Origin of the sequence: Rhodococcus sp. IEGM 1305 (genome assembly GCF_030058635.1) — a bacterium.
Lineage (GTDB): Bacteria > Actinomycetota > Actinomycetes > Mycobacteriales > Mycobacteriaceae > Rhodococcus_F > Rhodococcus_F opacus_D.
In genome coordinates this window covers 23,393-46,936 of the sequence record NZ_JASHKX010000026.1, presented here as the reverse complement: position 1 = coordinate 46,936, position 23,544 = coordinate 23,393, and the positions used below count along the sequence as shown (strand labels likewise).

25 protein-coding genes are annotated in these 23,544 nt (G+C 69.2%); 8 read left to right on the top strand and 17 right to left on the bottom strand.

The genetic code is table 11. From position 1 onward, the window contains the following. Position 1: 1 nt before the first annotated feature. A complete protein-coding gene (locus QM693_RS27140; RefSeq protein ID WP_280784627.1) occupies positions 2–541 on the bottom strand; it encodes a tripartite tricarboxylate transporter TctB family protein in 540 nt (179 codons plus the stop codon). Beyond that, the gene (locus tag QM693_RS27135) at positions 538–1,527 is read right to left on the bottom strand and encodes a Bug family tripartite tricarboxylate transporter substrate binding protein (protein WP_283353846.1); all 990 of its coding nucleotides are present in this window, start codon (positions 1,525–1,527) and stop codon (positions 538–540) included. The genes QM693_RS27140 and QM693_RS27135 overlap by 4 nt, the downstream gene beginning before the upstream one ends. 67 nt (positions 1,528–1,594) lie before the next feature. Here QM693_RS27135 and QM693_RS27130 point away from each other — a divergent pair, with 67 nt between their 5' ends. Both QM693_RS27130 and QM693_RS27125 read left to right on the top strand, forming a co-directional pair. After that, a complete protein-coding gene (locus tag QM693_RS27130) occupies positions 1,595–3,211 on the top strand; it encodes a sensor histidine kinase (protein ID WP_283353845.1) in 1,617 nt (538 codons plus the stop codon). A gap of 30 nt (positions 3,212–3,241) precedes the next feature. Beyond that, entirely contained in the window at positions 3,242–3,916 is a 675-nt protein-coding gene (locus QM693_RS27125; RefSeq protein WP_025432363.1) for a response regulator, read from the top strand. A gap of 9 nt (positions 3,917–3,925) precedes the next feature. On the opposite strand, the gene QM693_RS27120 is transcribed toward QM693_RS27125, so the two are convergent. The 10 genes from QM693_RS27120 to mqo form a co-directional block, all read right to left on the bottom strand. Continuing rightward, positions 3,926–4,693, bottom strand: a complete 768-nt coding sequence (locus QM693_RS27120) for a trypsin-like serine peptidase (protein ID WP_280784624.1) — start codon at positions 4,691–4,693, stop codon at positions 3,926–3,928. Between the two features lie 60 nt (positions 4,694–4,753). Beyond that, a complete protein-coding gene (locus QM693_RS27115) occupies positions 4,754–5,125 on the bottom strand; it encodes a glyoxalase superfamily protein (protein ID WP_105419330.1) in 372 nt (123 codons plus the stop codon). A gap of 56 nt (positions 5,126–5,181) precedes the next feature. After that, complete coding sequence (locus QM693_RS27110; protein ID WP_105419418.1) at positions 5,182–6,615, bottom strand: MFS transporter; 1,434 nt, start codon at positions 6,613–6,615, stop codon at positions 5,182–5,184. Between the two features lie 101 nt (positions 6,616–6,716). Further along, on the bottom strand, positions 6,717–7,943 hold the full coding sequence (gene cobA / locus QM693_RS27105) for a uroporphyrinogen-III C-methyltransferase (RefSeq protein WP_283353844.1): 1,227 nt from the start codon (positions 7,941–7,943) through the stop codon (positions 6,717–6,719). Between the two features lie 47 nt (positions 7,944–7,990). Continuing rightward, entirely contained in the window at positions 7,991–8,371 is a 381-nt protein-coding gene (locus QM693_RS27100) for a cobalamin biosynthesis protein (protein WP_283334764.1), read from the bottom strand. Next, entirely contained in the window at positions 8,364–9,764 is a 1,401-nt protein-coding gene (locus QM693_RS27095) for a cobyrinic acid a,c-diamide synthase CobB (protein WP_283353843.1), read from the bottom strand. Before QM693_RS27095 ends, QM693_RS27100 begins: the two co-directional genes overlap by 8 nt. Then, on the bottom strand, positions 9,758–10,372 hold the full coding sequence (cobO, locus tag QM693_RS27090) for a cob(I)yrinic acid a,c-diamide adenosyltransferase (protein ID WP_009479778.1): 615 nt from the start codon (positions 10,370–10,372) through the stop codon (positions 9,758–9,760). The genes QM693_RS27095 and cobO overlap by 7 nt, the downstream gene beginning before the upstream one ends. A 36-nt stretch (positions 10,373–10,408) precedes the next feature. Beyond that, the gene (locus tag QM693_RS27085) at positions 10,409–12,322 is read right to left on the bottom strand and encodes a magnesium chelatase subunit D family protein (RefSeq protein WP_283353842.1); all 1,914 of its coding nucleotides are present in this window, start codon (positions 12,320–12,322) and stop codon (positions 10,409–10,411) included. A gap of 211 nt (positions 12,323–12,533) precedes the next feature. Continuing rightward, positions 12,534–13,046 (bottom strand): GNAT family N-acetyltransferase, encoded by a 513-nt coding sequence (locus tag QM693_RS27080; protein WP_283334768.1) that lies wholly within the window; start codon positions 13,044–13,046, stop codon positions 12,534–12,536. A 64-nt stretch (positions 13,047–13,110) separates the two neighbouring features. Beyond that, positions 13,111–14,655 carry a malate dehydrogenase (quinone) gene (gene mqo / locus QM693_RS27075; protein ID WP_283334769.1) on the bottom strand — a complete coding sequence of 515 codons (1,545 nt, stop codon included), beginning with the start codon at positions 14,653–14,655 and terminating at the stop codon, positions 13,111–13,113. Positions 14,656–14,776: 121 nt separating this feature from the next. Here mqo and QM693_RS27070 point away from each other — a divergent pair, with 121 nt between their 5' ends. Genes QM693_RS27070 through QM693_RS27060 form a run of 3 tightly spaced genes read left to right on the top strand, consistent with a single transcriptional unit; the run spans position 14,777 to position 17,495 of the window. Then, the gene (locus tag QM693_RS27070; protein ID WP_283334770.1) at positions 14,777–15,787 is read left to right on the top strand and encodes an alpha/beta hydrolase; all 1,011 of its coding nucleotides are present in this window, start codon (positions 14,777–14,779) and stop codon (positions 15,785–15,787) included. Beyond that, positions 15,784–17,169 (top strand): mycothione reductase, encoded by a 1,386-nt coding sequence (gene mtr, locus QM693_RS27065; protein ID WP_283334771.1) that lies wholly within the window; start codon positions 15,784–15,786, stop codon positions 17,167–17,169. Before QM693_RS27070 ends, mtr begins: the two co-directional genes overlap by 4 nt. Next, positions 17,166–17,495, top strand: coding sequence for a YnfA family protein (locus tag QM693_RS27060; protein WP_280784616.1), 330 nt, complete (start codon positions 17,166–17,168; stop codon positions 17,493–17,495). Before mtr ends, QM693_RS27060 begins: the two co-directional genes overlap by 4 nt. Positions 17,496–17,525: 30 nt before the next feature. Here QM693_RS27060 and QM693_RS27055 read toward each other — a convergent pair whose 3' ends face one another. Next, positions 17,526–18,092 carry an alpha/beta fold hydrolase gene (locus QM693_RS27055; RefSeq protein WP_011598449.1) on the bottom strand — a complete coding sequence of 189 codons (567 nt, stop codon included), beginning with the start codon at positions 18,090–18,092 and terminating at the stop codon, positions 17,526–17,528. Between the two features lie 103 nt (positions 18,093–18,195). On the opposite strand from QM693_RS27055, the gene QM693_RS27050 reads away from it, so the two are divergent. From QM693_RS27050 to QM693_RS27040, 3 genes are read left to right on the top strand one after another with little or no spacing between them, the layout of a single operon-like run. After that, a complete protein-coding gene (locus tag QM693_RS27050; RefSeq protein ID WP_005259287.1) occupies positions 18,196–18,558 on the top strand; it encodes a GntR family transcriptional regulator in 363 nt (120 codons plus the stop codon). Next, a complete protein-coding gene (locus QM693_RS27045) occupies positions 18,555–19,460 on the top strand; it encodes an ABC transporter ATP-binding protein (RefSeq protein WP_283353841.1) in 906 nt (301 codons plus the stop codon). Before QM693_RS27050 ends, QM693_RS27045 begins: the two co-directional genes overlap by 4 nt. Then, a complete protein-coding gene (locus tag QM693_RS27040; protein WP_283353840.1) occupies positions 19,457–20,155 on the top strand; it encodes an ABC transporter permease in 699 nt (232 codons plus the stop codon). Before QM693_RS27045 ends, QM693_RS27040 begins: the two co-directional genes overlap by 4 nt. Here QM693_RS27040 and QM693_RS27035 read toward each other — a convergent pair. The 4 genes from QM693_RS27035 to QM693_RS27020 all read right to left on the bottom strand — a co-directional run bounded on the left by QM693_RS27035 (position 20,152) and on the right by QM693_RS27020 (position 23,491). Continuing rightward, a complete protein-coding gene (locus QM693_RS27035; RefSeq protein WP_283334774.1) occupies positions 20,152–21,690 on the bottom strand; it encodes a cobyric acid synthase in 1,539 nt (512 codons plus the stop codon). The genes QM693_RS27040 and QM693_RS27035 overlap by 4 nt on opposite strands. Further along, positions 21,687–22,544 carry a type I methionyl aminopeptidase gene (gene map, locus QM693_RS27030; protein WP_283353839.1) on the bottom strand — a complete coding sequence of 286 codons (858 nt, stop codon included), beginning with the start codon at positions 22,542–22,544 and terminating at the stop codon, positions 21,687–21,689. The genes QM693_RS27035 and map overlap by 4 nt, the downstream gene beginning before the upstream one ends. Before the next feature lie 61 nt (positions 22,545–22,605). Next, positions 22,606–23,313 (bottom strand): GntR family transcriptional regulator, encoded by a 708-nt coding sequence (locus QM693_RS27025; RefSeq protein ID WP_105419360.1) that lies wholly within the window; start codon positions 23,311–23,313, stop codon positions 22,606–22,608. A 43-nt stretch (positions 23,314–23,356) separates the two neighbouring features. After that, complete coding sequence (locus QM693_RS27020) at positions 23,357–23,491, bottom strand: hypothetical protein (RefSeq protein WP_283353838.1); 135 nt, start codon at positions 23,489–23,491, stop codon at positions 23,357–23,359. Positions 23,492–23,544: the final 53 nt, after the last annotated feature.

Sequence of the window (23,544 nt, the reverse complement as noted above, 5' to 3'; positions counted from 1 at the left end):
GTCAGAGAATTCCGTCCAGAATGCCTGCGGGCAGCGGTATTCCGAGCCCGACGTAGAACGCGTAGAAGCTGCCGAATCCGAGCACGGCCCCGATCGCGATGTTCCGTACCCAGTGCCGGCTGCCCAGAATGGTTGCGGCCCCGGCGAACAGGACGGTGCCGATGATCGCCCAGCCCAGGAAGTCGACGAGCGCGATGGTCACCACGAACAACCCGACGAGCAGTCCCACCGTCTTCCAGTCACCCGGCGAGTCCGGATCGACGTCCTCGCCGCTGTCGGCTTCCCCGGTGGAGCCCCTCAGGATCGCGACGGCCAGCACCACGGCGAAGACCAGCAGTCCACCGCCGATGACGAGCGGGAACAGTCGCGGGCCCACCGGGTCGACCTTCGCGAAACCTTCGCTCAGCGACAGGGCGTCGACGATGAGGAAGACCCCGACCACGGCCATCACCGCGCAGACGATGAACTGTGCGTAGTCCCGCCGCTTCGGCGCCGGGGCCGTGTCCGCGGAGACGGCGGACGGTTCTGCGGGCGCGGTCATGTCAGCCCCAATTCGGCCAGGGTGGACGAGACCCGCTCGTCCTGGTCCCGGAGGAACTGCTCGAACTCCGGTCCCGTCGTGAAGGCGTCACTCCAACCGTTCTTCACCAGGGCCTCCTTCCATTCCGGTGTGTCGTGCAACTTTTGGAGCGCCTCGACCATGTCGGCCTTGGCGCCGTCGGACAGTCCGGGCGGCGCCAGGATTCCCCGCCAGTTGGTGAAGGTCAGGTCCACGCCGGCCTCCGTGAGCGTCGGCGCGTCGATACCCTCGACCCGCTCGTTCCCCGACACCGCGAGGACCCGGACCTGGCCGGCCTCGATCTGGTCGACGTACTCGCCGAGTCCCGACGTGCCTGCGGTGATCTTCTGGCCGAGAAGGGCCGTCAGCAGGTCGCCGCCGCCGTCGTAGGACACGTAGTTCACCGCGTTCGGGTCCACTCCCACCGCGCGCGCCGTCTCCATCGGAAACAGGTGGTCCGGGCCGCCGGGCGAGGAACCGCCGCCGATGGTGATCGACGCCGGGTCGGCGCGCCATGCGGCCACGAAGTCGTCGATGGTCTGCAGTGGCGAATCCGCGGGCACGAGGATGCCCTCCTGCTCCTCGACCACCTTGGCCAGCGCGGTGGCCTCGGAGACGCGTGCGGTGGATCCGTTGGTGTAGCCGGCGCCGACGACACCCAGGCCCATCATCATCATGAGGTCGTCGTTGCCGGCCTCGTTCATCAGCCTGGCCATTGCGACCGTTCCACCTGCGCCGATCACGTTGAAGACCTCGACGCGGCCGGTGATGCCCTCGTCTTCCATGATCTTCACCGCGGTCCGCGCCGTGAGGTCGTAGCCGCCGCCCGGACTGTTCGGAACCATCATCCGCACTCTGTGCAGGCCCTCGTCCTCGCCGCGGGTGACCCCGCAGCCGGCCACGAGGAGGCCTACGAGCGCGAGCAGGAGCAGCGCGCGTACCCTGCTCCCGCTACCTGTTCTCGACATCGTTCCTCATTTCGCCATGAATGTGATCTTCCGCAATACTGAACCTCAGGGGTGATGTACGTCACCTATGCGAACGAAACGGAACTTAAGTTCATTGTGGTCACCACTTCATCCCCGCGTGCGTAGCCTCGCGGGCCAGGTCCTGCTCCTCCAGCTCGTCGTCGTCGGCGTCGTGCTGCTCGCGGTTGCCGCCGTGTCGGTCCACCAGTCGACCGTGGAGTTCCGCGACCTCCAGGGGCAGCGCATGATCGCGGTGGCCGAGAACGTGGCGTCGACGCCGGTGGTGCGCGACCAGCTGTCGGACCGCTCGGTCGAGCGCGTGCTGGCGCCGGAGGTCGATCGCGCCGTCAACCTGTCGGGCGCCACACTCGCCGAGATCGTCGCGCCGAACGGGGCGGTGACCGTGTCGTCCGATCCGACGCGGCTCGGGGTGCCCGCGGAACTCGGCGCCAGCGATGTGATGACCGGGCGGGCCTGGTCGGGCGACGTGGACGTCGACGGACGCCGCGCCATCGTCGGACACGTCCCGATCCTGTCCGCCACCGGGGACGTCCTCGCGGTCGTGACCGTCAGCGACGACTACCCGTCCGTCTGGGACCTGCTCAGCAGCGCGGGGGCGCGCCTGCTCCTGTATCTCGGGATCGGCGCCGGTCTCGGGCTTCTCGGCTCGTGGCTGCTGTCCCGCCGGATCAAGACCCACACCCGCGGACTCGAAATTGCCGAGATCGCAAGCCTTGCCGACCATCGCGAGGCCTTGTTGCACAGCATCCGCGAGGGTGTGGTCGCGGTGAACCCCGACGGGGTGATCACCGTACTCAACGACAGCGCCCAGGAACTTCTCGACCTCACCGACGACGCCGTCGGCCGGCACGTCGACGACGTCGCGCTCGACCCCGCGGTCCGGCAGTACCTCCTCAACGGGGAGGACGGCCGCGACGTGGTGTTGTCGACGTCGTCGCGCATGCTCGCGCTGAGCCGGCGCGCGGCCACCAGCCAGGGGCACAAGATCGGCACCGTCACCACGATGCGCGACAGCACCGAACTGGCATCCATGCAGAGCCAGCTGTCCTCGCACAAGAGTGTCACAGACACCCTGCGGGCGCAGACGCACGAGTTCGCCAACCAGCTGCACACGATCTCGGGTCTGACGCAGCTCGGTGATTACGACGCCGTCACCGACTTCGTCGGCACCCTCACCCGCCGCCGAGCGGAGATCAGTGATGCTGTCACGCAACGCATCTCGGATCCGGCTGTCGCCGCGCTGCTGATCGCGAAGACGTCCCTCGCCGCCGAGACCGGGGTGTCGCTGACATTGGAACCCGACTCGCACCTACACGCCCTCGACCCCGAACTCGCCACCGACGTGATCACCGTCCTCGGCAACCTCATCGACAATGCCGTCGACGTGTCCGAGGGCGGCCGGGACGCGCGGATCTCGATCCGGATCACCGACGACGACGGCATCCTTATCGAGGTCGCCGATTCCGGCCCCGGAGTTCCCGAGACGATGCGGGAGGAGATCTTCTCGCGCGGTGTCACCTCGAAGCCGGGCACCCCCGGTGGCCGCGGAATCGGGCTCGCCCTGGTGCGTCTCGTCAGCTCCCAGCACGGCGGGTCCGCGGCCGTCTCGGACGCACCCGGCACCGGCGGTGCCTTGTTCACCGTCCACGTGCCGCGTAGCTAGACTCTCCGATCATGACGGGACGGCGTGGCGATGTATGAGGTCCTGGTCGTCGACGACGACTTCATGGTCGCGGAGATCCACCGCCGATTCGTCGACAAGACACCGGGGTTCACCACCGTCGGGGTGGCGCGGACCGCCGCCGAGGCCCTCGAATCGGTGCGGACCGCACACCCCGACCTCGTGCTCCTCGACGTGTACCTGCCGGACATGTCCGGCCTCGACGTCCTGCAACGACTGCGTGCGGAGGGCAACGCCGTCGGCGTCATCATGATCACCGCCGCCAGGGAGATCGACACCGTCAGCCGCGCACTGCACGGCGGCGCCTCCGATTATCTGGTCAAACCGTTCGACTACACGCAGCTGCAGGAGAAACTCGAGAACTTCCGCCGCCGTGCCCGGGCCCTCGAATCACAGTCCGGCGCAGACCAATCCCTGATCGACTCCCTGTTCGGCGGCAAGGGCAAGAATCCGGAACCGAGCCGGCTCCCGAAGGGGCTCAGCGCCGAAACCGGGCGCCTGGTGCTCGACATCCTGCGGTCGAAGGGCGAGCTGTCGTCGACCGAATGCGCCGAACTCGCCGGACTGTCCCGGGTCAGTGTGCGCCGTTATCTCGAGCACTACCTGTCCGAGGGACTGCTGGAGGTCCGGCTCGAATACGGGGGCGCCGGCAGGCCCGTCCGCCGGTACCGGCCTGCCCCGCGCTGACCCGGTTCGTCAGGATCGGGTGCAGGCGCCGGCGAGGGCGAACGGTGTCGAGTCGCCGGCATCACGGCGCTCCGCGCGGTCCAGCAGGGCGAGCGTTCCGGAACCGAACGTCGGCGAGTAGGACACCGAGTCGGTGCACCCGCCGTGGTCGAGGCCTCCGACGAGGGCGACGACCCGCGAACCCACGACCCACGGGCCTCCACTCGTTCCCTCGCCGAGACCGTCGCAGACCACCGTCGGATAGCTGTCCGTCGACGTGGTCGCGGCGGTGCACGACACCGGACCGTCCCCGAGGGTCGGATAGCCGGTCACCGCCACGGTGGTCGCGGGTTCCGGCGCGGACGCCAACTCGAATCCCCCACCGACCACCGATTCGACGGCCGCCGGCACGGTGGTTCCGCTCGGGGCTACCCGGAGCACGGCGTAGTCGTGCTCCGGGTCCTGCGACTCCAGCCATGCGGGGTCGACGTAGATCTGGGACACCGTCCACAGTCCGAACGGGGCCACGCCGCGGTCGAATCCGGGTGCGAACGACAGCGCGCCGCCGGACCCCGCGATGCAGTGCGCGGCGGTGAGGACGAGGTCGCCGTCCGCGCTGTCCAGAACCGATCCGGTGCAGACGTGGATGGGCGTGCCGGCCAGGAACAGCGGACCGACGCGAGGATCCGGTGCGTCGGATGCAGGCGCGGCGGCGGCCGATCCCCCGGCTACGCAGGCAGCGAGGAGCAGGCCCACCGCGGCTGCTCCCGTGACGGACGTGCGGGAGGGCGTGACCACAGGACAATCATGCCCCGCTCGTCGCGCGAGGGCAGGCCGATTTCCGCTACCCGCCGCGCGTCAGCTGCGCGGCGGAAGCTGCTGCAGCGCCCACTCGTTGCCGTCGGGGTCGGCAAAGTACACGAAGCGCCCCCACGCCAGGTCCTGTACGTCGCTGACGGGAACGCCGCGGGCGGACAGCTCGGCGTGGGCGGCGTCGGCGTCGTCGATGACGATCTGCAACCCGTGCACCGAGCCGGGCGGCGTGTCGACCAGGCCCTCGCCGACAGCGATCGAGCACGCCGACCCGGGCGGCGTCAGCTGGACGAACCGAACGTTCTCGTTCACGCGGTGGTCGTGGTCGACGACGAAGCCGACCTGGTCGGCGTAGAACGCCTTGGCCCGGTCCACGTCGGACACCGGCAGAATGATCAGCTCGATTTTGTAGTCCATGACCGGATGCTATAGACGGACTCCGACAACCGGGCCGAAACCGGACCGGACCGCGTTCACGCCTGCTGCGCGGCCTTCTCGGCGGCCTGCGCCTGCGCGACCTGTTGCGGGGTGAAGCGGATGAACAGCGCGGCCAGTCCCGCGATGAGGGCGCAGCCGGCACTGCCGACGAGGGCGAACGTGTACCCGTTGCCGAGCGCCTCGAGTTGCGTCGGATTCATGTCGGCGACCTTGCCGGAGATGCCGCCGAGGGACAGCGTGCGTGAGGTGGCCATCGCCCCGATGACGGCGAGGGCGAGGGGTCCGCCGAGGGTCTGCGCCACCTGGGCGATGGCGGCGAGCGGACCGATCTCCGTCTCCGACACACCGGCGATGGCGCACAGCGGGAGCGGGACGACGGCGAGTCCGACACCGAATCCGATACCGATGACCGGCACGAACAGGTTGCCGAGGTAGGTGGCGGAACTGTCGAGAGTCGAGCCGTACAGCAGCCCGACCACCATGATCGCGGCGCCGGCGACCACGAGCCACCGGGGCTGGATCCGCACGGCGAGCTTGGACGCCACCGCGGCCGCGCCGCCGAGGCCGAACGCGAACGGGATGAACGCGAGGCCGGCCTCGAGGGGGCTGTAGCCGAGGATGTCCTGGACGAACAACGCGACGAACGCGGCGACCGTGAACATCACGGCACCGGCGAAGAAGATCGCGACGAGCGTCGCCACCCGGTTCTTGTCGCGGAAGAGGGAGAACGGCAGCAGCGGGTTGTCTGCGGTCCGTTCGACGTACAGGAATGCGCAGAACAGCAGCAGACCGGCGACGAGCGCACCGATCACGTACGGGCTCCCCCACCCGAGTTCCGGACCCTCGGTGAGCGCGAACACGACGCCCGTCGCCGCGACCGTGGCGAGGACCGCCCCGGGAACGTCGAGGGCCAGGCGCTCGCCCGCGGTCTCCTTCAATGCCACGAACGCGCATCCCACGATGACGACGCCGATGGGCACGTTGATGAGGAAGATCAGTCGCCACGACACCTCGGTGAGGGCGCCGCCGATGATCAGGCCGGCGATCGACCCGATGCCCGTCATGGCCGCGAAGATCGCGATGGCCTGGTTACGCGCAGGGCCGGCGGCGAACGTGGTCGCGACCAGAGCCAGCGCCGTCGGGGACGCCACCGCGGCGCCGACACCCTGAAGGAACCGGGCGGCGATCAGCATGAACTCGCCCACCGCGAGACCGCACAGCAGCGAGGCGACGGTGAACAGGGCGACACCGCCGACGAACATCTTCTTCCGGCCGAACGCGTCGCCGAGCCGTCCGCCGAGGAGCATGAGGCCACCGAACGCCAGCGCGTACGACGTCAGCACCCAGTTGCGGCCGCTGTCGCTGAGACCGAGATCGGCTTGCAGCGGAGCGAGCGCCAGGTTGGCTACGGTGCCGTCGAGGACCACCATCATCTGCAGCCCGCTGAGCACGATGATCGCAAGCCCCATCACGCGGGTGGCAGCGGGCGGATTCACCGTGGCTCTCGCCGCAGACTTGTTCGACGCCGACGCGCCTTCGGGTACTCGGGATTCAGACACGAGGGTTCACGTTACCCAGCGTCCACAGAAAACCCGGCCACCGGCCCGATGACCACGATGGCAGGCGGCCGGATCTGCTCTTCCTTCACCCGGGCGGCGACGGTCTGGAGATCGGCCCGCACCGTGCGCTGCGTGCGCAGCGTGCCCTCCTGGATGACCGTGACCGGTGTGTCCACCGAACGCCCACCCTCCATGAGGACCGTCGCGAACGCCTCGATGCGCTCGACGGCCATCAGCAACACGATCGTGCCCTTCAACCGGGCGAGTGCCGACCAGTCGACGAGGGAGTCCGGGTGGTCGGGGGCGACGTGACCGCTGACGACGACGAACTCGTGGGTGACGCCTCGATGAGTGACCGGGATGCCGGCGGCCGACGGCACCGAGATGGCACTGGTGATGCCGGGGACGACCGTGACGGGAACACCCGCCGCGGCGCACGCCTCGAGTTCCTCGTAGCCGCGGCCGAACACGTACGGGTCGCCGCCCTTGAGCCGCACCACGAACTTGCCTGCCTTGGCTCCGTCGATGAGGGCGGCGTTGATCGCCTCCTGCGCCATCGCACGGCCGTAGGGGATCTTCGCGGCGTCGATGACCTCGACGTCGGAGCCCAGTTCGGCGAGCAGTTCCGGCGGGGCGAGGCGGTCGGCGACCACGATGTCGGCGCGGGCGAGCAGTCGCCGGCCGCGGACGGTGATGAGGTCGGGGTCGCCCGGGCCGCCGCCCACCAGTGCGACACCGGCCGCCGGGTGGTCGGCGGTGTCGGCGACCGCACCGGATTGCAGGCCCTCGACGAGGGCGGTGCGCACTGCGGCGGACCGGCGGTGGTCGCCGCCCGCCAGCACGCCGATGCTCATCCCGTCGTAGCTTGCGCTCGCGGGTGTGACGGCAGTGCCGTAGCGGGCGTTGTCGGCGCGGACGCAGAAGACACGATTCCGCTCGGCCTCGGCGACGATCGCCGCGTTGGTGTCCGGTTCGTCCGTGCACGCGATGGCGTACCAGGCGTCGGCGAGGTCGCCGTCCCGGTATTCGCGAAGGTCCAGTGTGATCTGTCCCGCGGTGGCCATTCCCTCGACCGCCGGCGTGACCGCACGGCTGATCAGGTGCACCCGCGCACCCGATGCGATCAGGAGCCCGAGCCTGCGCTGTGCCACTGTTCCGCCACCGACCACGACCACACGACGATCGGCCAAATTGAGTCCGACCAGGTAGTTGGTCTCGTCTCCGGTGGCAGCAGTCACGCGCTCTCCCCGTTTCTCCTGAAAATCGTGCATGTCTCGTCTCGAACCTACGAAACTTTACGGGCTGCGGCGACGACGACGCCATTCGCGGACCACTTGGTCACGATCAAGGGCCCGCCCCCCGCGCCGAGCACCGCCGCCGCTTCTGCGACGCTCGGCGATCCCGTCGCCGAGTGCACGCGGTCCGACGGGTTCGCCACCTCGACGGCGGCCAGTTCCCCGGAGGCGAATCCGCGGACGGGGACACCCATCGCAGCTGCCGCATCCCGGACAGCCGGCTCCGCGGCCTTGCGGTCGAGGGTGCACAGGCAGTCCAGTGTCGCGTCCGGACCCGGGTTCGCGGACGTCAGCACGTGTCGGACGGCGGCGAGGATGTCGGTGCTGCTCGCTGCCGCGCGGAACCCGACGCCGACGCAGACGTCACCCATGCGCGGCGAAGGTGCGGGCCGCGGCCACGAAACGGGTGATCGCCTCCGGGTGACCCGCAGGGTGCGTGTGCAGGTACGAGGCGTGCACGCCGCCGCGGACGAAACCCTCGCGCGCAGGGGCGCCGTCCCAGGGTCGCCAGCCCCAGGCCGGCGCGAAGCCGTCCGCCTCGGCCGCGGCGAGCGACGTGCGATGGAACTCGTGGCCGACCACCCGCTCACCCGCCGCGAAGAGTGCAGAGTCCGTCACCGCCACCGCCTCGCGGTACCCGAGCGTGAGACGAGACCCGAACGAGGCGTCGACCCCGACCACGGAGGCCATCGCGTGCCCGTCGAGACTGCGGGCGAGGTAGAGCAGACCGGCGCACTCCGCATGGATCGGCGCCCCCGCCGTGGCGAGTTCGCGGATCTGCGTCAGGAGCGCGGAGTTTTCCGCGAGCGCGACGGCGTGTTCCTCGGGGAAACCACCGGGCAGCACCACGCCACTCGTGCCGGGCGGCAACGCGTCGTGCAGGGGGTCGAACGTGATCACGTCCGCACCGGCGGCGCCCAGGAGTTCGCGGTGTTCGGCGTACCCGAACGTGAACGCCCGGCCCCCGGCGATCGCCACGACCGGGCGCGGGCCGGGGAGAATCGGCCCGGCCTCGGCGGCGGGGTTCCACACCGGCCCGTCGACCGCCGACGACGCGAGCGCGCGGATGGCAGGCAGATCGAGGTGGCGGGCGGCCAATCGGGTCATCGCGTCGACGGCGGCCACCGCGTCGGCCCCGTGCTCCGCCGCCGGGATCAGCCCGAGATGTCGGGACGGGACCTCCAGTTCGGCCATCCGCGGCACGGCGCCGAGCACGGGGAGCCCGACGCGCTCGCATGCCTGTCGCAGCACCTGTTCGTGCCGCGGGCTTCCCACCCGGTTGAGGATCACCCCGCCGATGCGGACCCCGGTGTCGTAGGTGGAGAAGCCGTGCAGGACCGCGGCCAGGCTCTGGCTGTGCCCGCGGGCGTCGACCACGAGCACGACCGGGGCGCCGAGCAGTGCCGCCACCTGGGCCGTCGATCCCTCGGCCGACGGTTCCTGCGACGCGGCGTCGATCTTGCCGTCGAACAGGCCCATGACGCCCTCGACGACCGCGAGGTCGCATCCCGAACTGCCGTGCCGGTACAGCGGGGCGATCCGCTGCGCGCCCACCATAACCGGGTCGAGATTGCGTCCCGGACGTCCGGCCGCGAGCCCGTGATATCCGGGGTCGATGTAGTCGGGGCCGACCTTGAACGGTGCCACCGTGCAACCCGACTCACGGAGCGCTCCCACCAAACCGGTTGCGACAGTGGTCTTTCCGCTGCCCGATGCGGGAGCGGCGATGACCACCGCCGGCGCCGCGGGGAGCGTGGTCACCACTCGATGCCCCGCTGGCCCTTCCGGCCGGCGTCCATCGGGTGCTTGATCTTGGTCATCTCCGTCACCAGATCCGCGGCGTCGATCAGTGCCTGCGGGGCGTCGCGGCCCGTGATCACCACGTGCTGGTTGCCGGGCCGGTTCTGCAGGACCTCGACCACCTCGTCGACGTCCACCCACCCCCACTTCAGGGGATAGGTGAACTCGTCCAGCACGTAGAACCGGTGTTCCTCGGCCCCCAGCCGGCGGGCGATCTCGCGCCATCCCTCGGCGGCCGCGGCGGCGTGGTCTTCCTCGCTGCCGTGCTTGCGCGTCCACGACCAGCCCTCGCCCATCTTGTGCCACTGCACCGACCCACCGACACCGGTGTCCTCGTGCAGCTGACCGAGGGCGCGGAAGGCCGCCTCTTCCCCCACCTTCCACTTGGCGCTCTTGACGAACTGGAACACCCCGACGTCGAATCCCTGATTCCAGGCACGCAGCGCCATGCCGAATGCCGCCGTCGACTTCCCCTTGCCCGGTCCGGTGTGGACCGCGAGCACGGGAGCGTTGCGTCGTTGACGTGTGGTGAGGCCGTCGTTCGGAACGTTCTCGGGAACACCCTTGGGCATGTGTCTTCTCTCTTCCCTACCGAAGCCGCGTCCGGATCACGCCGCGGCGCGGACGACGCCCGCGACCTGCTGCGCGGACAATTCACCGAGGCGCACGTAGCCGCCCCGCAGCCGGCGGGCCAGCTCCGCGGCCAGCCCGAGCCGGACCACGCCGGTCTCGCAGTCGACGACCACCGACGCGACCGAGCTGTCGGCGAGCAGTCCCGCGGCCACCTTGGCCCGGTGCAGTGCGTCCTTGCCGCCCGTCGCCCGCCCGTCGGTCAGTGCGACGACGAGGGCGCGGCGCTGCGGATCGCGGAGACGTTCCCGCAGCACGACCTCACGCGCGCGCAGGAATCCTTCTGCCAGTGGGGATTTGCCGCCCGTCTTCATTCCGCGCAGGCGGCGGACGGCGATGTCCACCGAAGACGTGGGCGGCAGAACCAGTTCCGCGGCTCGCCCACGAACCGTGATCACCGCGACCTTGTCGCGGCGCTGGTAGGCGTCGCGCAGCAGTGAGACGACGGCACCGGTCACGGCGGACAATCGGTCACGGGCCGCCATCGACCCGGACGCGTCCACGACGAACACCACGAGGTTGCCCTCGCGGCCCTCGCGAATCGCCCCGCGCAGATCGGCGGAGTCCAGGATCATCCGGCCGGCGCTCCGGCCGCGGGCGACCTGCCGCTCAGCGGCGGCGAAGAGCGTGCCCACCAGGTGGAGTCCGTGCCCCTGTTCGGCGGTGGAGCGCACCGCGCGACCGCGGGACGAGCGCGAACGGGAACGCCGGCCCGGCGCGCCCTCGCCGACTCCGGGTACCTCGAGGAGCTTGGTGGTGAACTGGGTGCCGGTCGGTCCCGCCGGGCGTTCCGGGGGTGCCGGAGCGCCGCCTCCGGGCCCGTCGGGATCGTCGGGCCCCTCGGGCTCGGTGTCCCCGCCGACCGGTCCGGGCGGGGTGCCGGGCGGAGTTCCCGGCTCCTGCTCCGGCGGTTCCTCGGCACCGGACCTGGCGTCCTCGTCGGCCTGACGGAGAGCGTCGTCGAGCTGCTGTTCATCGAGGCCGGGTTCGTCGAACGGATCCCGGCGGCGGCGGTGCGGCAAGGTCAGCTCGGCGGCGACCCGCACGTCCTCCGCCGTGACGGCGCCGGCGCCCCGCCATGCGGCGTGCGCGGTCGCGGTCCGGGCGAGGACGAGATCGGCGCGCATGCCGTCCACGTCGAACGACGCACAGAGAGAAGAGATTCGGCGCAACTCGACGTCGTCGAGCTCGACGTCGTCGAGCCGGTCGCGGGCCTCGAGGATGGCGGCCGCCAGGGCGGCGTCCTGCTCGGCGTAGCGCTCGGCGAACCGTGCCGGGTCACGCTCGAAGTCGAGGCGCCGCCGGACCACCTCCATGCGCACGTCCACCTCCCGCGACGCCGCGACGTCGACGGCCAGCCCGAACCGGTCGAGGAGCTGCGGCCGGAGCTCGCCCTCCTCCGGGTTCATCGTGCCGACCAGCACGAATCGGGCGGCGTGCGAGTGCGAGATGCCGTCACGCTCGATGTGAACGCGGCCCATCGCCGCCGCGTCGAGGAGCACGTCGACCAGATGGTCGTGCAGAAGATTGACCTCGTCGACGTACAGGACACCCTGATGGGCGGCCGACAGCAGCCCGGGTTGGAACGCGCGCTCACCGTCGCGCAGGACCTTCTCGAGATCGAGGGAACCGACGACGCGGTCCTCCGTGGCTCCGACCGGCAGTTCGATCAGTCGCGCCGGGCGCGTCCCGTTCTCGTCGTGCACCGCGGGCAGCAGTGCGGTGAGAGCACGGACCACCGTCGACTTGGCCGTCCCCTTCTCACCGCGGACGAGAACACCGCCGATACCGGGGTGGACCGCGCAGAGGATGAGGGCGAGGCGCAACCGGTCCTGGCCGACCACCGCACTGAACGGGAATCCCCACGAAAAGTCGGGTCGAACCTGGTCCACTTCACGATCCGTACGCACGCTGCATCCCTTCACGTCCCGGTTTCCTCGCCGAGAGCTTTGGCCGGTACGAACGCCGCGGCAATCTGGCTGGGAGACCGGATCGGCAACCAGGGTGGTGGCAGCCGGTCAGAGATCCGTCACAGTGGCGGGACCGCGCCTGATTCGAACAGGACTTCCCCGCGGACATTCACCTGACGACCCTAGTCGGCGCTCACTGCGCGGCGCTCGACGGGGCCGCCTCCGCCGCCTCGTACGCAGCGCCGTAAGCGGCACCGCCGCCGCGCCGCATGGGGACGTGCGGGATGCCGTCCTCGACGAACTCTTCGCCGTCCGGCTTGAAACCGTGCTTGGCGTACATGTCCACCAGATACGTCTGCGCGTTGATGCGGCACGGCGCGTCGCCGACCTCGGCGAGCGCGGCGCGCAGCAGACGCGTCGTGTGCCCCTGCCCGCGCGCCGGCCGCGACGTGCACAGCCGACCGATGCGGAACGACGTGGTGCCGTCGGCGTGCTCCTCGAGGAGGCGGAGAGTGCAGACCACCTGACCGTCCTGCTCCAGCCAGAAGTGGCGGGTCTCGGCCAGCAGATCACGGCCGTCGAGTTCCGGGTACGGGCACGCCTGCTCGACGACGAAGACCTCTACGCGAAGCTTGAGCAACTCGTAGAGCGTCTTGTTGTCGAGATCGAGTGCCCACGAACGCTTGAGTGCTGCAGTTGCCGTCATGACAGGCAACTATCGCACAGCACCGGCAAGTGTGCGCGCCCGCGAACCCGGGCCGGTCGGTGCGTCAGACCGCGACCGACGCGTCCTCCACCTTGCTGGTGTCGAGCTGGAGCACCTTCGACGTCCAGTCCCACACCTGCGAGAACAGCGCGGTGTCGTCGGAGAGCTTCACGCCCAGCGACGGCACCATTTCCTGGAGCTTCGGCTTCCACGACTCGTACTGGGCCGGGAAGCAGCGCTGCAGCACGTCGAGCATGGCGGGCACCGCGGTCGACGCACCCGGCGACGCGCCGAGCAGGCCCGCGATGGTGCCGTCAGCGGCGTTGACGACGGCGGTGCCGAACTCGAGAACGCCGCCCTTGCCCTTGGCTCGACGGATGACCTGGACGCGCTGGCCCGCGGTGATCAGTTCCCAGTCCTTGCCGAGCGCCTTCGGGACGAACTCCCGCAGGGTCTCGATCCGGCCGGCCTCGGACATCGCGAGCTCACTGATCAGGTACTTGACGAGACCGAGTTCGCTGACGCCGACACCGAGCATCGAGAGCAGGTTGTTCGGCTTGACCGAGCTGGGCAGGTCGGTGACGCGGCCCTGCTTGAGGAACTTGGGCGACCAGCCGGCGTACGGCCCGAACAGCAGTCCGGGCTTGTTGCCGATCACGCGGGTGTCGAGGTGCGGAACCGACATGGGCGGCGCGCCGACGGCGGCCTTGCCGTAGACCTTGGCGCGGTGCTGGTCGATGAGCTCCGGGTTGGTGCAGCGCAGGAACGCGCCGCTGACGGGGAACCCGCCGAAGCCCTTGGCCTCCTCGATGCCGGACTTCTGCAGCAGGTGCAGCGCACCGCCACCGGCGCCGACGAACACGAACTTGGCGCGCACGACCTTCTTCACACCGTTGCGGCGGTTGGTGACCTTGACCACCCAGCTGCCGTCGGACTGCTTGGTGAGGTCGGTGACCTCGTGCCCGAAGTGGACGACGCCGCCGGATGCGCCGACGTAACCGAGGAGCTGCTTGGTCAGGGCGCCGAAGTCGACGTCGGTTCCGTCCTGGGTCCAGTTGAGTGCGACGGGATCGCTGAAGTCGCGGCCCTTCGCCATCAACGGCAGGCGACGGGTGAACTCGTCGGGTGCGTCGATGTACTCCATGCCCGCGAACAGGGGGTGACCGGCGAGGGCGTCGTAGCGGGCCCGCAGGTACTTCGCGTTGGCCTCGCCGTGCACGAAGCTCACGTGCGGGATGGGGTTGATGAACTCCTTGGGGTGCGTGAGCACACCGCTCTCGACACCGTGCGCCCAGAACTGCCGCGACACCTGGAACTGCTCGTTCACGTTGACGGCCTTCGTGATGTCCACGGTGCCGTCGGCGTTCTGCGGGGTGTAATTGAGCTCACACAGCGCGGAGTGGCCGGTGCCCGCGTTGTTCCACGGGTCGCTGCTCTCGGCGGCTACTGCGTCGAGCCGCTCGAATGTGGTGATCGACCAATCGGGCTGCACCTGACGCAGGATCGCTCCCAGCGTCGCGCTCATGATGCCCGCGCCAACCAGCACTACATCCGTTTTCGTCTCTACCGCATTCTGATCTGACACTGGAGTATCGACTTCCTTGTCCATAGCCGTACGCGCATACGCCTGCCGTGTTCGCCGGATAGGTTACCCGCGCGTATGAGCGAGAATCACCTGCCCCAATTGTGCGCCTCCCCGCGCCCCCGAATCGCACATTAGATTGTGATCTGTGACTACATGGGCTCCCGACGTTCTCGGCGACGGATATCAGCAGCTGACCATTCCTCTCGGCACCGACCCGGACGGCGAGGGCGAGGTGAAGGCGACGCTGATCCGCTACCAGCCCGCGCAGGAGACGAAGAAGACCGGCCGCGCCGTGCTCTACGTTCACGGATTCACCGACTACTTCTTCCAGAAGCACTTGGCCGAGCACTTCGCCGAACAGGGTTACGCGTTCTTCGCGCTCGACCTGCGCAAGTGCGGCCGCTCGCTCGAACCCGGCCAGACGCCGCACTTCGTCTCCGATCTGACGCTTTACGACGCCGAGCTGAACGAGGCGTTGCGCCAGGTCCGGGAACAGACCGGTGACGGGGAGGTCCTGCTGGTCGCGCATTCGACGGGCGGTCTGGTTCTGCCGCTGTGGCTGCACCGCCTGCAGCGCAAGCCGGGCGGCACCGCGGCACTCGGCATCAGCGGGGTCATCCTCAACAGCCCGTGGTTCGACCTGCAGGGTCCGTCGTATCTGCGAAACGTGGGGACGGTGGCCGTCGATGCGCTCGGGCGCGTCAAACGCAAGTCGATCATCCCGAAGACCGGGCTCGACACGTACGGCGTGAGCCTGCACGTGGAGGGCAACGGTATCTGGAACTACAACCTCGACTGGAAGCCGCTGAGCGGTTTCCCGGTGACGTTCGGGTGGTTGCGTGCGGTGCGCCGTGGGCACGCCCAGTTGCACCGCGGTCTCGACATCGGGGTTCCGGCCCTGATCCTCCGGTCCAAGGCGTCGTACTTCGCGCCGCGGTACGACCCCAGGGTGGACACGGCCGACGCCGTCCTCGACGTCCGGCAGATCGCCCGCTGGGCGGGTTGCCTCGGTGACCGCACCACGATCGTGCCCATCGCGGGCGCCCGGCACGACGTGTTCCTGTCCGCCGACAAGCCCCGGGCGGAGGCGTTCGCCGAAGTGGACCTGTGGCTCGACTGGTTGCACGGCCACAACGCGGCGGAGGCCAACCGATGACACATTTCGATCTGGCGATCATCGGTTCGGGGTCCGGAAACTCGCTGCCCGACGAACGCTTCGCCGACAAGACGGTCGCGATCCTGGAGGAGGGCATCTTCGGCGGGACGTGCCTGAACGTGGGTTGCATCCCGACGAAGATGTTCGTCTACGCCGCGGAGGTGGCCCGCACGGTCGGCAATTCCGCGAAGTACGGCGTCGACGCGGAGCTCGAGGGGGTGCGCTGGCCGGACATCGTCAAACGGGTCTTCGGCCGCATCGACCCGATCTCGGCAGGCGGGGAGCGCTACCGCGCCGAGGACAGCCCGAACACCACGCTGTTCCGCGGGCACGCGACGTTCGTGGGCCCACGGACCCTCGACACCGGAACCGGGGAGGTCGTCACCGCCGACCAGGTGGTGATCGCGGCCGGGTCCCGGCCGATCATTCCCGACGTGGTCCGGGAATCCGGTGTGCGGTACTACACGAACGACGACATCATGCGGTTGCCGGAGCTGCCCGAGCGCATGGTGATCATCGGTGCGGGATACATCGCCGCCGAGTTCGCGCACGTGTTCTCCGCGCTCGGCACCCGGGTGTCGCTGATCGCGCGCAGCTCCCACCTGCTGCGGCACCTCGACGAGGACGTTTCGCGCCGGTTCACGGATCTCGCCCAGAAGAAATGGGACGTGCACCGCGGCAGCGCCGTCGCGGCCGTGCGCCGCGACGGTGACGGCGTCGCGGTCGAACTCGAGGACGGCACCGTCGTCTCGGGTGACGTTCTCCTGGTGGCGACCGGGCGGCAGTCGAACGGCGACGCCATCGGGGCCGCCGCCGGTGGCATCGACCTCGACGACGAGGGACGCGTCGTGGTCGACGACTACCAACGGACCAGTGCCGAAGGCGTTTTCGCGCTCGGTGACGTCTCCTCGCCGTACCAGCTCAAGCACGTCGCCAACCACGAGGCGCGAGTGGTTCAGCACAATCTCCTGCAGGACGCGTGGAAGGACACGTCGGGTCTGCGCGCCGCGGACCACCGGTTCGTACCCGCCGCCGTGTTCACCGACCCGCAGATCGCGCACGTCGGGCTGACCGAGGCCGAGGCCCGGGAGGCGGGCTGGGACATCACGGTGAAGGTGCAGGCGTACGGCGACGTCGCCTACGGGTGGGCGATGGAGGACGACGAGGGGCTGTGCAAGGTCATCGCCGAACGCGGCACCGGGCGTCTGCTCGGTGCGCACGTGATCGGCGCCCAGGCACCCACGGTGATCCAGCCGCTGATCCAGGCGATGAGCTTCGGGCTGACGGCGCAGCAGATGGCGCGGGGACAGTACTGGATCCACCCGGCGCTGCCCGAGGTCGTCGAGAACGCTCTCCTCGGCCTCGAGCTGCCGCCCGAGTGACGGTCGCCAAGTCCGTCGCGCTGTTCGCCGTCGCGGCGCTGTTCGAGATCGGCGGCGCGTGGCTGGTGTGGCAGGGCGTCCGCGCGCACCGGGGCTGGATCTGGATCGGCGCCGGTGTGGCGGCGCTCGGTGCGTACGGGTTCGTCGCGACGATGCAGCCGGACGCCCACTTCGGCCGCATCCTCGCCGCGTACGGCGGGGTGTTCGTCGCGGGCTCGCTGATCTGGGGCATGGTGGCGGACGGTTTCCGCCCGGACCGCTGGGACGTCTCGGGCGCCCTGATCTGCCTGCTGGGCATGGCCGTCATCATGTACGCCCCACGCTGAACACGGTCGCGCTCGGCGTGGGGCCGGGATCTACCAGGGGCTGGTACGGAGGACGATCTCGGTGGCCAGCTCCGCCGCCGCCGCGGCCGGGACGTTGGTGACGTCGTCGAGTTGAACGACGCGGAAGTCGGAGTAGACGAAGCGGCCGCTCGCGTCCGCCTCGGCACGCCGGTCGGGGCTGCCGACCATCACGGTCGTGGGGAGTTCGACCGGCGGGCAGTCGGATCCGCGCACCGCACCGGCGGAGTCGGGTGCCGCCGGATGCCCCCGGTCGGCCACCACGAGGCTGGCGAAGCGTCCGAACTGGCGAGCCGCCAGCGACCACGCCAGTTCGGCTCCTTCGCGGCTGCCGACGAGGTTGACCCACCCGACCTTCAGTTCGTCGAGCAGAGCCATGATCGTCGTCTCGTCGAGACCGGTGATGTCCTCGGGCACGATCGTGCGCAGATCGGAATTGTGCAGGCGCTCGCAGACGCCGTCGTAGACATCCGGTCCGTCGCCGGCCCCCGGCAGTAGGAGAACGGTGTGTTTGCTCTCCGGTCCGTCGATGCGGACCGTGCAGGTTCCATTTCCCACCGCCACGTGCGTCAGTTCCATGGGCTAAAAGCTACGCGATCGGGGACGTCTTGCGCTCGGACCTCCCTGGTTCTATGGTTCATTACATGAGTAATGAACCGATCAACCGACGAGGCGGGCGTCGATGATCGACAACGGCAGACCGCTGTTCCAGCAGATCGCAGAACTCATCGAGAACTCGATCATCGACGGAACCCTTCCCGAGGAAGGCCAGGTGCCGTCCACCAACGAGCTCGCCGCGTTCCACCGGATCAACCCGGCGACCGCAGCCAAGGGGCTGAATCAGCTCGTCGCCGACGGGATCCTCTACAAGAAGAGGGGAATCGGAATGTTCGTCACCTCCGGCGCCCGGAACGCGCTGCGCTTCCGGCGACGCGAGCGGTTCGCGCGCCAGTTCATCGACCCGCTCGTCACCGAGGCGGACAAACTCGGCGTCAGCATCGCCGAACTCAAGACCATGCTCGACCAACGGGAGGGAGCACGATGATCGGCACAGCATTCGACACGAAGACGGTCGCCTCGGCGCGGGGCCTCGGCAAGCGATTCGGCGACTTCGTCGCACTCGACGGGATCGACTTCTCCCTGCAGGAGAACAAGATCTACGGCCTCCTCGGCCGCAACGGCGCCGGCAAGACCACGCTCATGCAGATCCTCACCGGCCAGGAGTTCCAGACTTCGGGCACGGTCGAGATCTTCGGTCAGGCTCCGCACGAGAACTCCCGGGCACTCACCGAGGTGTGCTTCGTCAAGGAGAGCCAGAAATACCCGGACGACTTCAAGGTCGGGCACGTCCTCGCGACCGCACGGCACCTGCTCCCCCACTGGAACGAGGAGTTCGCACAGACACTGCTGGAGGATTTCGACCTTCCGTTGTGCCGCAAGGTGAAGAAGCTGTCGCGGGGCATGACGTCCGCGCTCGGCGTGACGGTCGGTCTGGCCTCCCGCGCACCGCTCACCCTGTTCGACGAGCCGTATCTCGGCCTCGACGCGGTGGCACGGCACCTCTTCTACGACCGGCTTCTCGCCGACTACGCCGAACACCCGCGCACGGTCGTGCTCTCCACACACCTCATCGACGAGGTCAGCGACCTGATCGAACACGTGATCCTGATCGACAAGGGACGGATCATCCTCGACGAGGACACCGACGCGCTGCGCGAAGGCGCCGTCGTCGTCTCCGGCCTGGCTTCGCTCGTCGCCGACTTCACCTCGAACAAGACTGTCCTGCACCGTGAATCGCTGGGTAATCACGAACGGGCAACCGTGCAGACCACCCTGTCGGACTCCGAACGGGACCGGGCGGTCGACGACGGCCTGCATTTCGAGCCGCTCAGCCTTCAGCAGCTCGTGGTCCGCAGCACCACGGCCACCAAGGAGGACGCACGATGACGAACAGGGTCCTGACCGTCTCCCGCATCCACACCGTCGCCTGGCCCCTGCTCGTCGCGTGGCCACTGGGCGTGCTGGTCGCGTCGTTCACGATCGGTGCGGCCATCTTCGCGATGGTGGGCGACACCGGCAGCGACACCAACTTCACCGGCGGCGTCTTCTCGCTGTTCGGGTTCGCTCTCGCGTTCTACCTGCAGGCCATGACACAGACGTTCCCGTTCGCACTGGGGATGAGCGTCACCCGACGCGACTATTTCGCGGCCACCCTGATCGTCGCCGCCGTCCAGGTCTTCGTGTTCGGGGTAATGCTCTACGGACTGTCGCTGATCGAGGAGGCCACCGGCGGCTGGGGTGTGGGGATGCGGATGTTCGCGATACCCAACTACTTCACGTCCGACCCGATCATACAACTGGCCGCCTACTTCGCCTTCCTGTCACTGACCGCGGCGGCCGGAATGTTCCTGGGCGCACTGCATCACCGGTGGCGGGTGGTGGGGCTCTTCACGCTCGGCGTCGGCACTCTCCTCGCCGCAGGCGCCGCCGCGTTCGTGATCACGTGGCAGAAGTGGTGGCCGGACATCGGCCACTGGTTCGCCGCCGCGCCCCGGTCGGTGCCGATGGTGTGGCTGCCGGCACTGGCCGCGGCCGCGGGGATCATCGCGGCGTGGGCGCTCGTCCGCCGCGCGACGGCCTAACGCACCAGGGTCGACGCGATGGCCGGAAGGCCTTCCGGGGCACCTGCGCCGAGGAGGTCCTCCAGGGCACGGAGATCGAGGTTCTGCTCCACCAGATCCGCCAGCAGATCGAGTTGAGCGGTCCGGATCGCGGCGACATCCGTGTCGGGTGCGGTGACGAAACCGGTTCTCCCCGCGTGATCGGCCACGTCGTCCAGCAGGAGCCGGCGGAAACGGTCGGTCTCCAGCAGTCCGTGCCAGTGCGTGCCGTACACGGCGCCGCGGATACTGCCTTCCGCGGCGCCGCTGCTCGCGTGGAGCAGGGGCTCGTCGCCGTTGCGCCGCACCCGGCCGTGATGGATCTCATACCCGGACACCGGAACTCCGTGGGCGTTGCCGCGCACCTGCGCGAGCACCTTGTCCGGGGCGAACTCCACCTCGAGGTCGAGCAGTCCGAGACCGGGCACCGCACCCCGGCCGGATTCGACGTCGTCGACGATCACGGACCCGAGCATCTGGTAGCCGCCACACACGCCGAGCACCGGACCGCCGCGTTTCGCGTGCGCGGCGATCGCATCCGCGATGCCGTTGCGGCGCAACCACTCCAGATCCGACACGGTCGACTTGCTGCCGGGCAGGACGATCAGGTCGGCGTCCTCCAGCCGCGACGGATCGGTGACCCAGCGCACCGACACCCCGGGTTCGCACGCGAGCGCCTCGACGTCCGTCGAATTGGAGATGCGGGGCAGGCGGATCGCGGCCACCCGCAGCCAGTCGTCGCCGATCGGTGGCGCCGGACGTCCGACCGGGGCGTCCCCCACCACACCGAGCGAATCCTCCGCGTCGAGCCACAGGTCCTCGGCGAAGGGAATCACCCCGAGCGTCGGGCGTCCCGTCACGGCCGTCAACTGCTCGAGGCCCGGCCCCAGCAACGACACGTCGCCGCGGAACTTGTTGATCACGAATCCCGCGATCAACGCCTGGTCGTCCGGTTCGAGGACCGCCACGGTGCCGAACAGGTGGGCGAGCACTCCACCGCGGTCGATGTCGCCGACGACGATCACCGGCAGGCCCGCGGCCCGGGCGAGCCCCATGTTGGCGAGGTCGGTGGCTCGCAGGTTGATCTCGGCGGGTGAGCCCGCTCCCTCACAGATCACGACGTCGTAGTCGGCGCGCAGCGACGCCAGTTCCTCGGCGACCACCGCACGCAGGTGCTGCCGGTGCTCGATGTAGTCGCGGGCTCCGACGGACGTGACCGCGCGGCCGCGCACCACCAATTGCGACGTGCGGTCGCTCCCCGGTTTCAGCAGTACGGGGTTGAAGCGGACACTCGGCTCGAGTCCGCAGGCCGCGGCCTGCAGCGCCTGCGCCCGGCCGATCTCGCCGCCGTCCAGCGTGACGACGGAGTTGTTCGACATGTTCTGCGCCTTGAACGGCGCCACCCGGACACCTCGCCGCGCGAGCATCCGGCACAGTCCCGCGACGAGCACACTCTTGCCCGCGTCGGACGTGGTGCCGGCGACGAGCAGGGCGCCCTTCCACCGGCTCTCACTCAAGGCAGGGTGAGGATCTCGTTGCCGGTCTCGGTGACCACGATGGTGTGCTCGAACTGAGCCGTCCACTTGCGATCCTTGGTGACGACGGTCCAGTCGTCGTCCCAGATCTCCCAGCCGATGTCGCCGAGGTTGATCATCGGTTCGATCGTGAACACCATGCCGGGTTCGATGACCGTGTCCACGGAGGGCTCGTCGTAGTGGAGGACGACGAGGCCGTTGTGGAAGGTGGTGCCGATGCCGTGTCCGGTGAAGTCGCGGACCACGCCGTAGCCGAAGCGGTGCGCGTACGACTCGATGACGCGGCCGATGACGTTGAGCGCACGGCCGGGCTTGACGGCTTTGATGGCGCGCATCGTCGCCTCGTGGGTCCGCTCCACCAGCAACCGGTTCTCCTCGGCGACGTCCCCGGCGAGGAACGTGGCGTTGGTGTCCCCGTGCACGCCGCCGATGTACGCGGTGACGTCGATGTTGACGATGTCGCCGTCCTGGATCACCGTCGAGTCGGGGATGCCGTGGCAGATCACCTCGTTCAGCGACGTGCAGCACGACTTGGGGAAACTCTTGTATCCGAGCGTCGACGGGTAGGCGCCGTGATCGATCATGTACTCGTGCGCGATGCGGTCGAGCTCGTCGGTGGTGACACCCGGCGCCACCGCCTTACCGGCCTCCTGCAGGGCCTGCGCCGCGATCTTGCTCGCCACCCGCATGGCCTCGATGGTCTCCGGGGTCTGCACCCACGGCTCGTTGCCTTCCTTCGCCGTGGGCTTCCACGCGTACTCGGGACGCTCGATCCCCGCCGGTACGGCGAGGACGGGCGACACGGTTCCGGGGCTCAGTGCTGTGCGGACAGACATGGGTACCAGGTTAGCCCCGTGCACGACCCGGACGCCCCCGGACCCGTCGTGCGCGTCGACATCACTCCCGCAGTGTGGTGAGAAAGGCGATCCGGTCGCCGCGGTAGAGGGAACGCACCCGTTCGATCGGGACGCCGTCGGTGTCGAGCGAGACACGATGGAGCCGCAGCATCGGCATCGCGGTGGTCGAGTCGAGCAGCGCGGCCTCCCGCGGGGAGGCCAGCACCGTCTCGATCCGCTCGGTCGCCGACGCGAACACCACGCCGGTCTCGCGGATCGCCGCGTACAGCGAGGTGCCCGGGTCGAACCTGCGCGCCATCTCCCCGAACCGTTCGGCGGGCAGATGGGTGCTTTCGAGCCCGATCTTCTCGTCGTCCGCGAGCAGGACGCGTTCGAGGTGGATCACCGGCGCCCCGAACGCGAGACCGAGCGCCTCGGCGAGGTCCGCGTCGGCACCGAGTTCCTCGAACGTCACCAGTTCGCGCCCGGGCACCCGGCCCTGACTGAGCGCACCCTCGGTGTAGGACCGCAACGACAGCGGCTGCACGAGCTTCGGGCTGGCGACGACGGTGCCGCGGCCGCGACGTTCGACGCGACCCTCGACCAGCAGTTCGTGGATGGCCTGCCGCACCGTCTCGCGGGACACCGTGAACCGCAGGGCCAGTTCCCGCTCCGCAGGGACCGCGTCCCCCACCTCGAGTTCGGCGAGGATCGACTCGAGTTCGGTGCGGACCCGGTAGTACTTGGGGACGTTCCGCGTTTCCGTCATGGTGTGGGTATCACCGTGTCTCGTACTGTGCGCGCGACGGCAATCACGTCGTCGACCCTCTGAATTGCGGTGTGAGCCAGTCGCACCCCTCGCCGTCGTAGACGCAGCACAGCGACCGCAGCGCCACCGTAGTGTCGATCAACGCGGACTCCCCGGACGCGCCGCTGTCGTCGTTCATGCGGCCGAGCGTACCCGAAAAATGGTCTATACCAATTGTTCACCTGCCGTTCT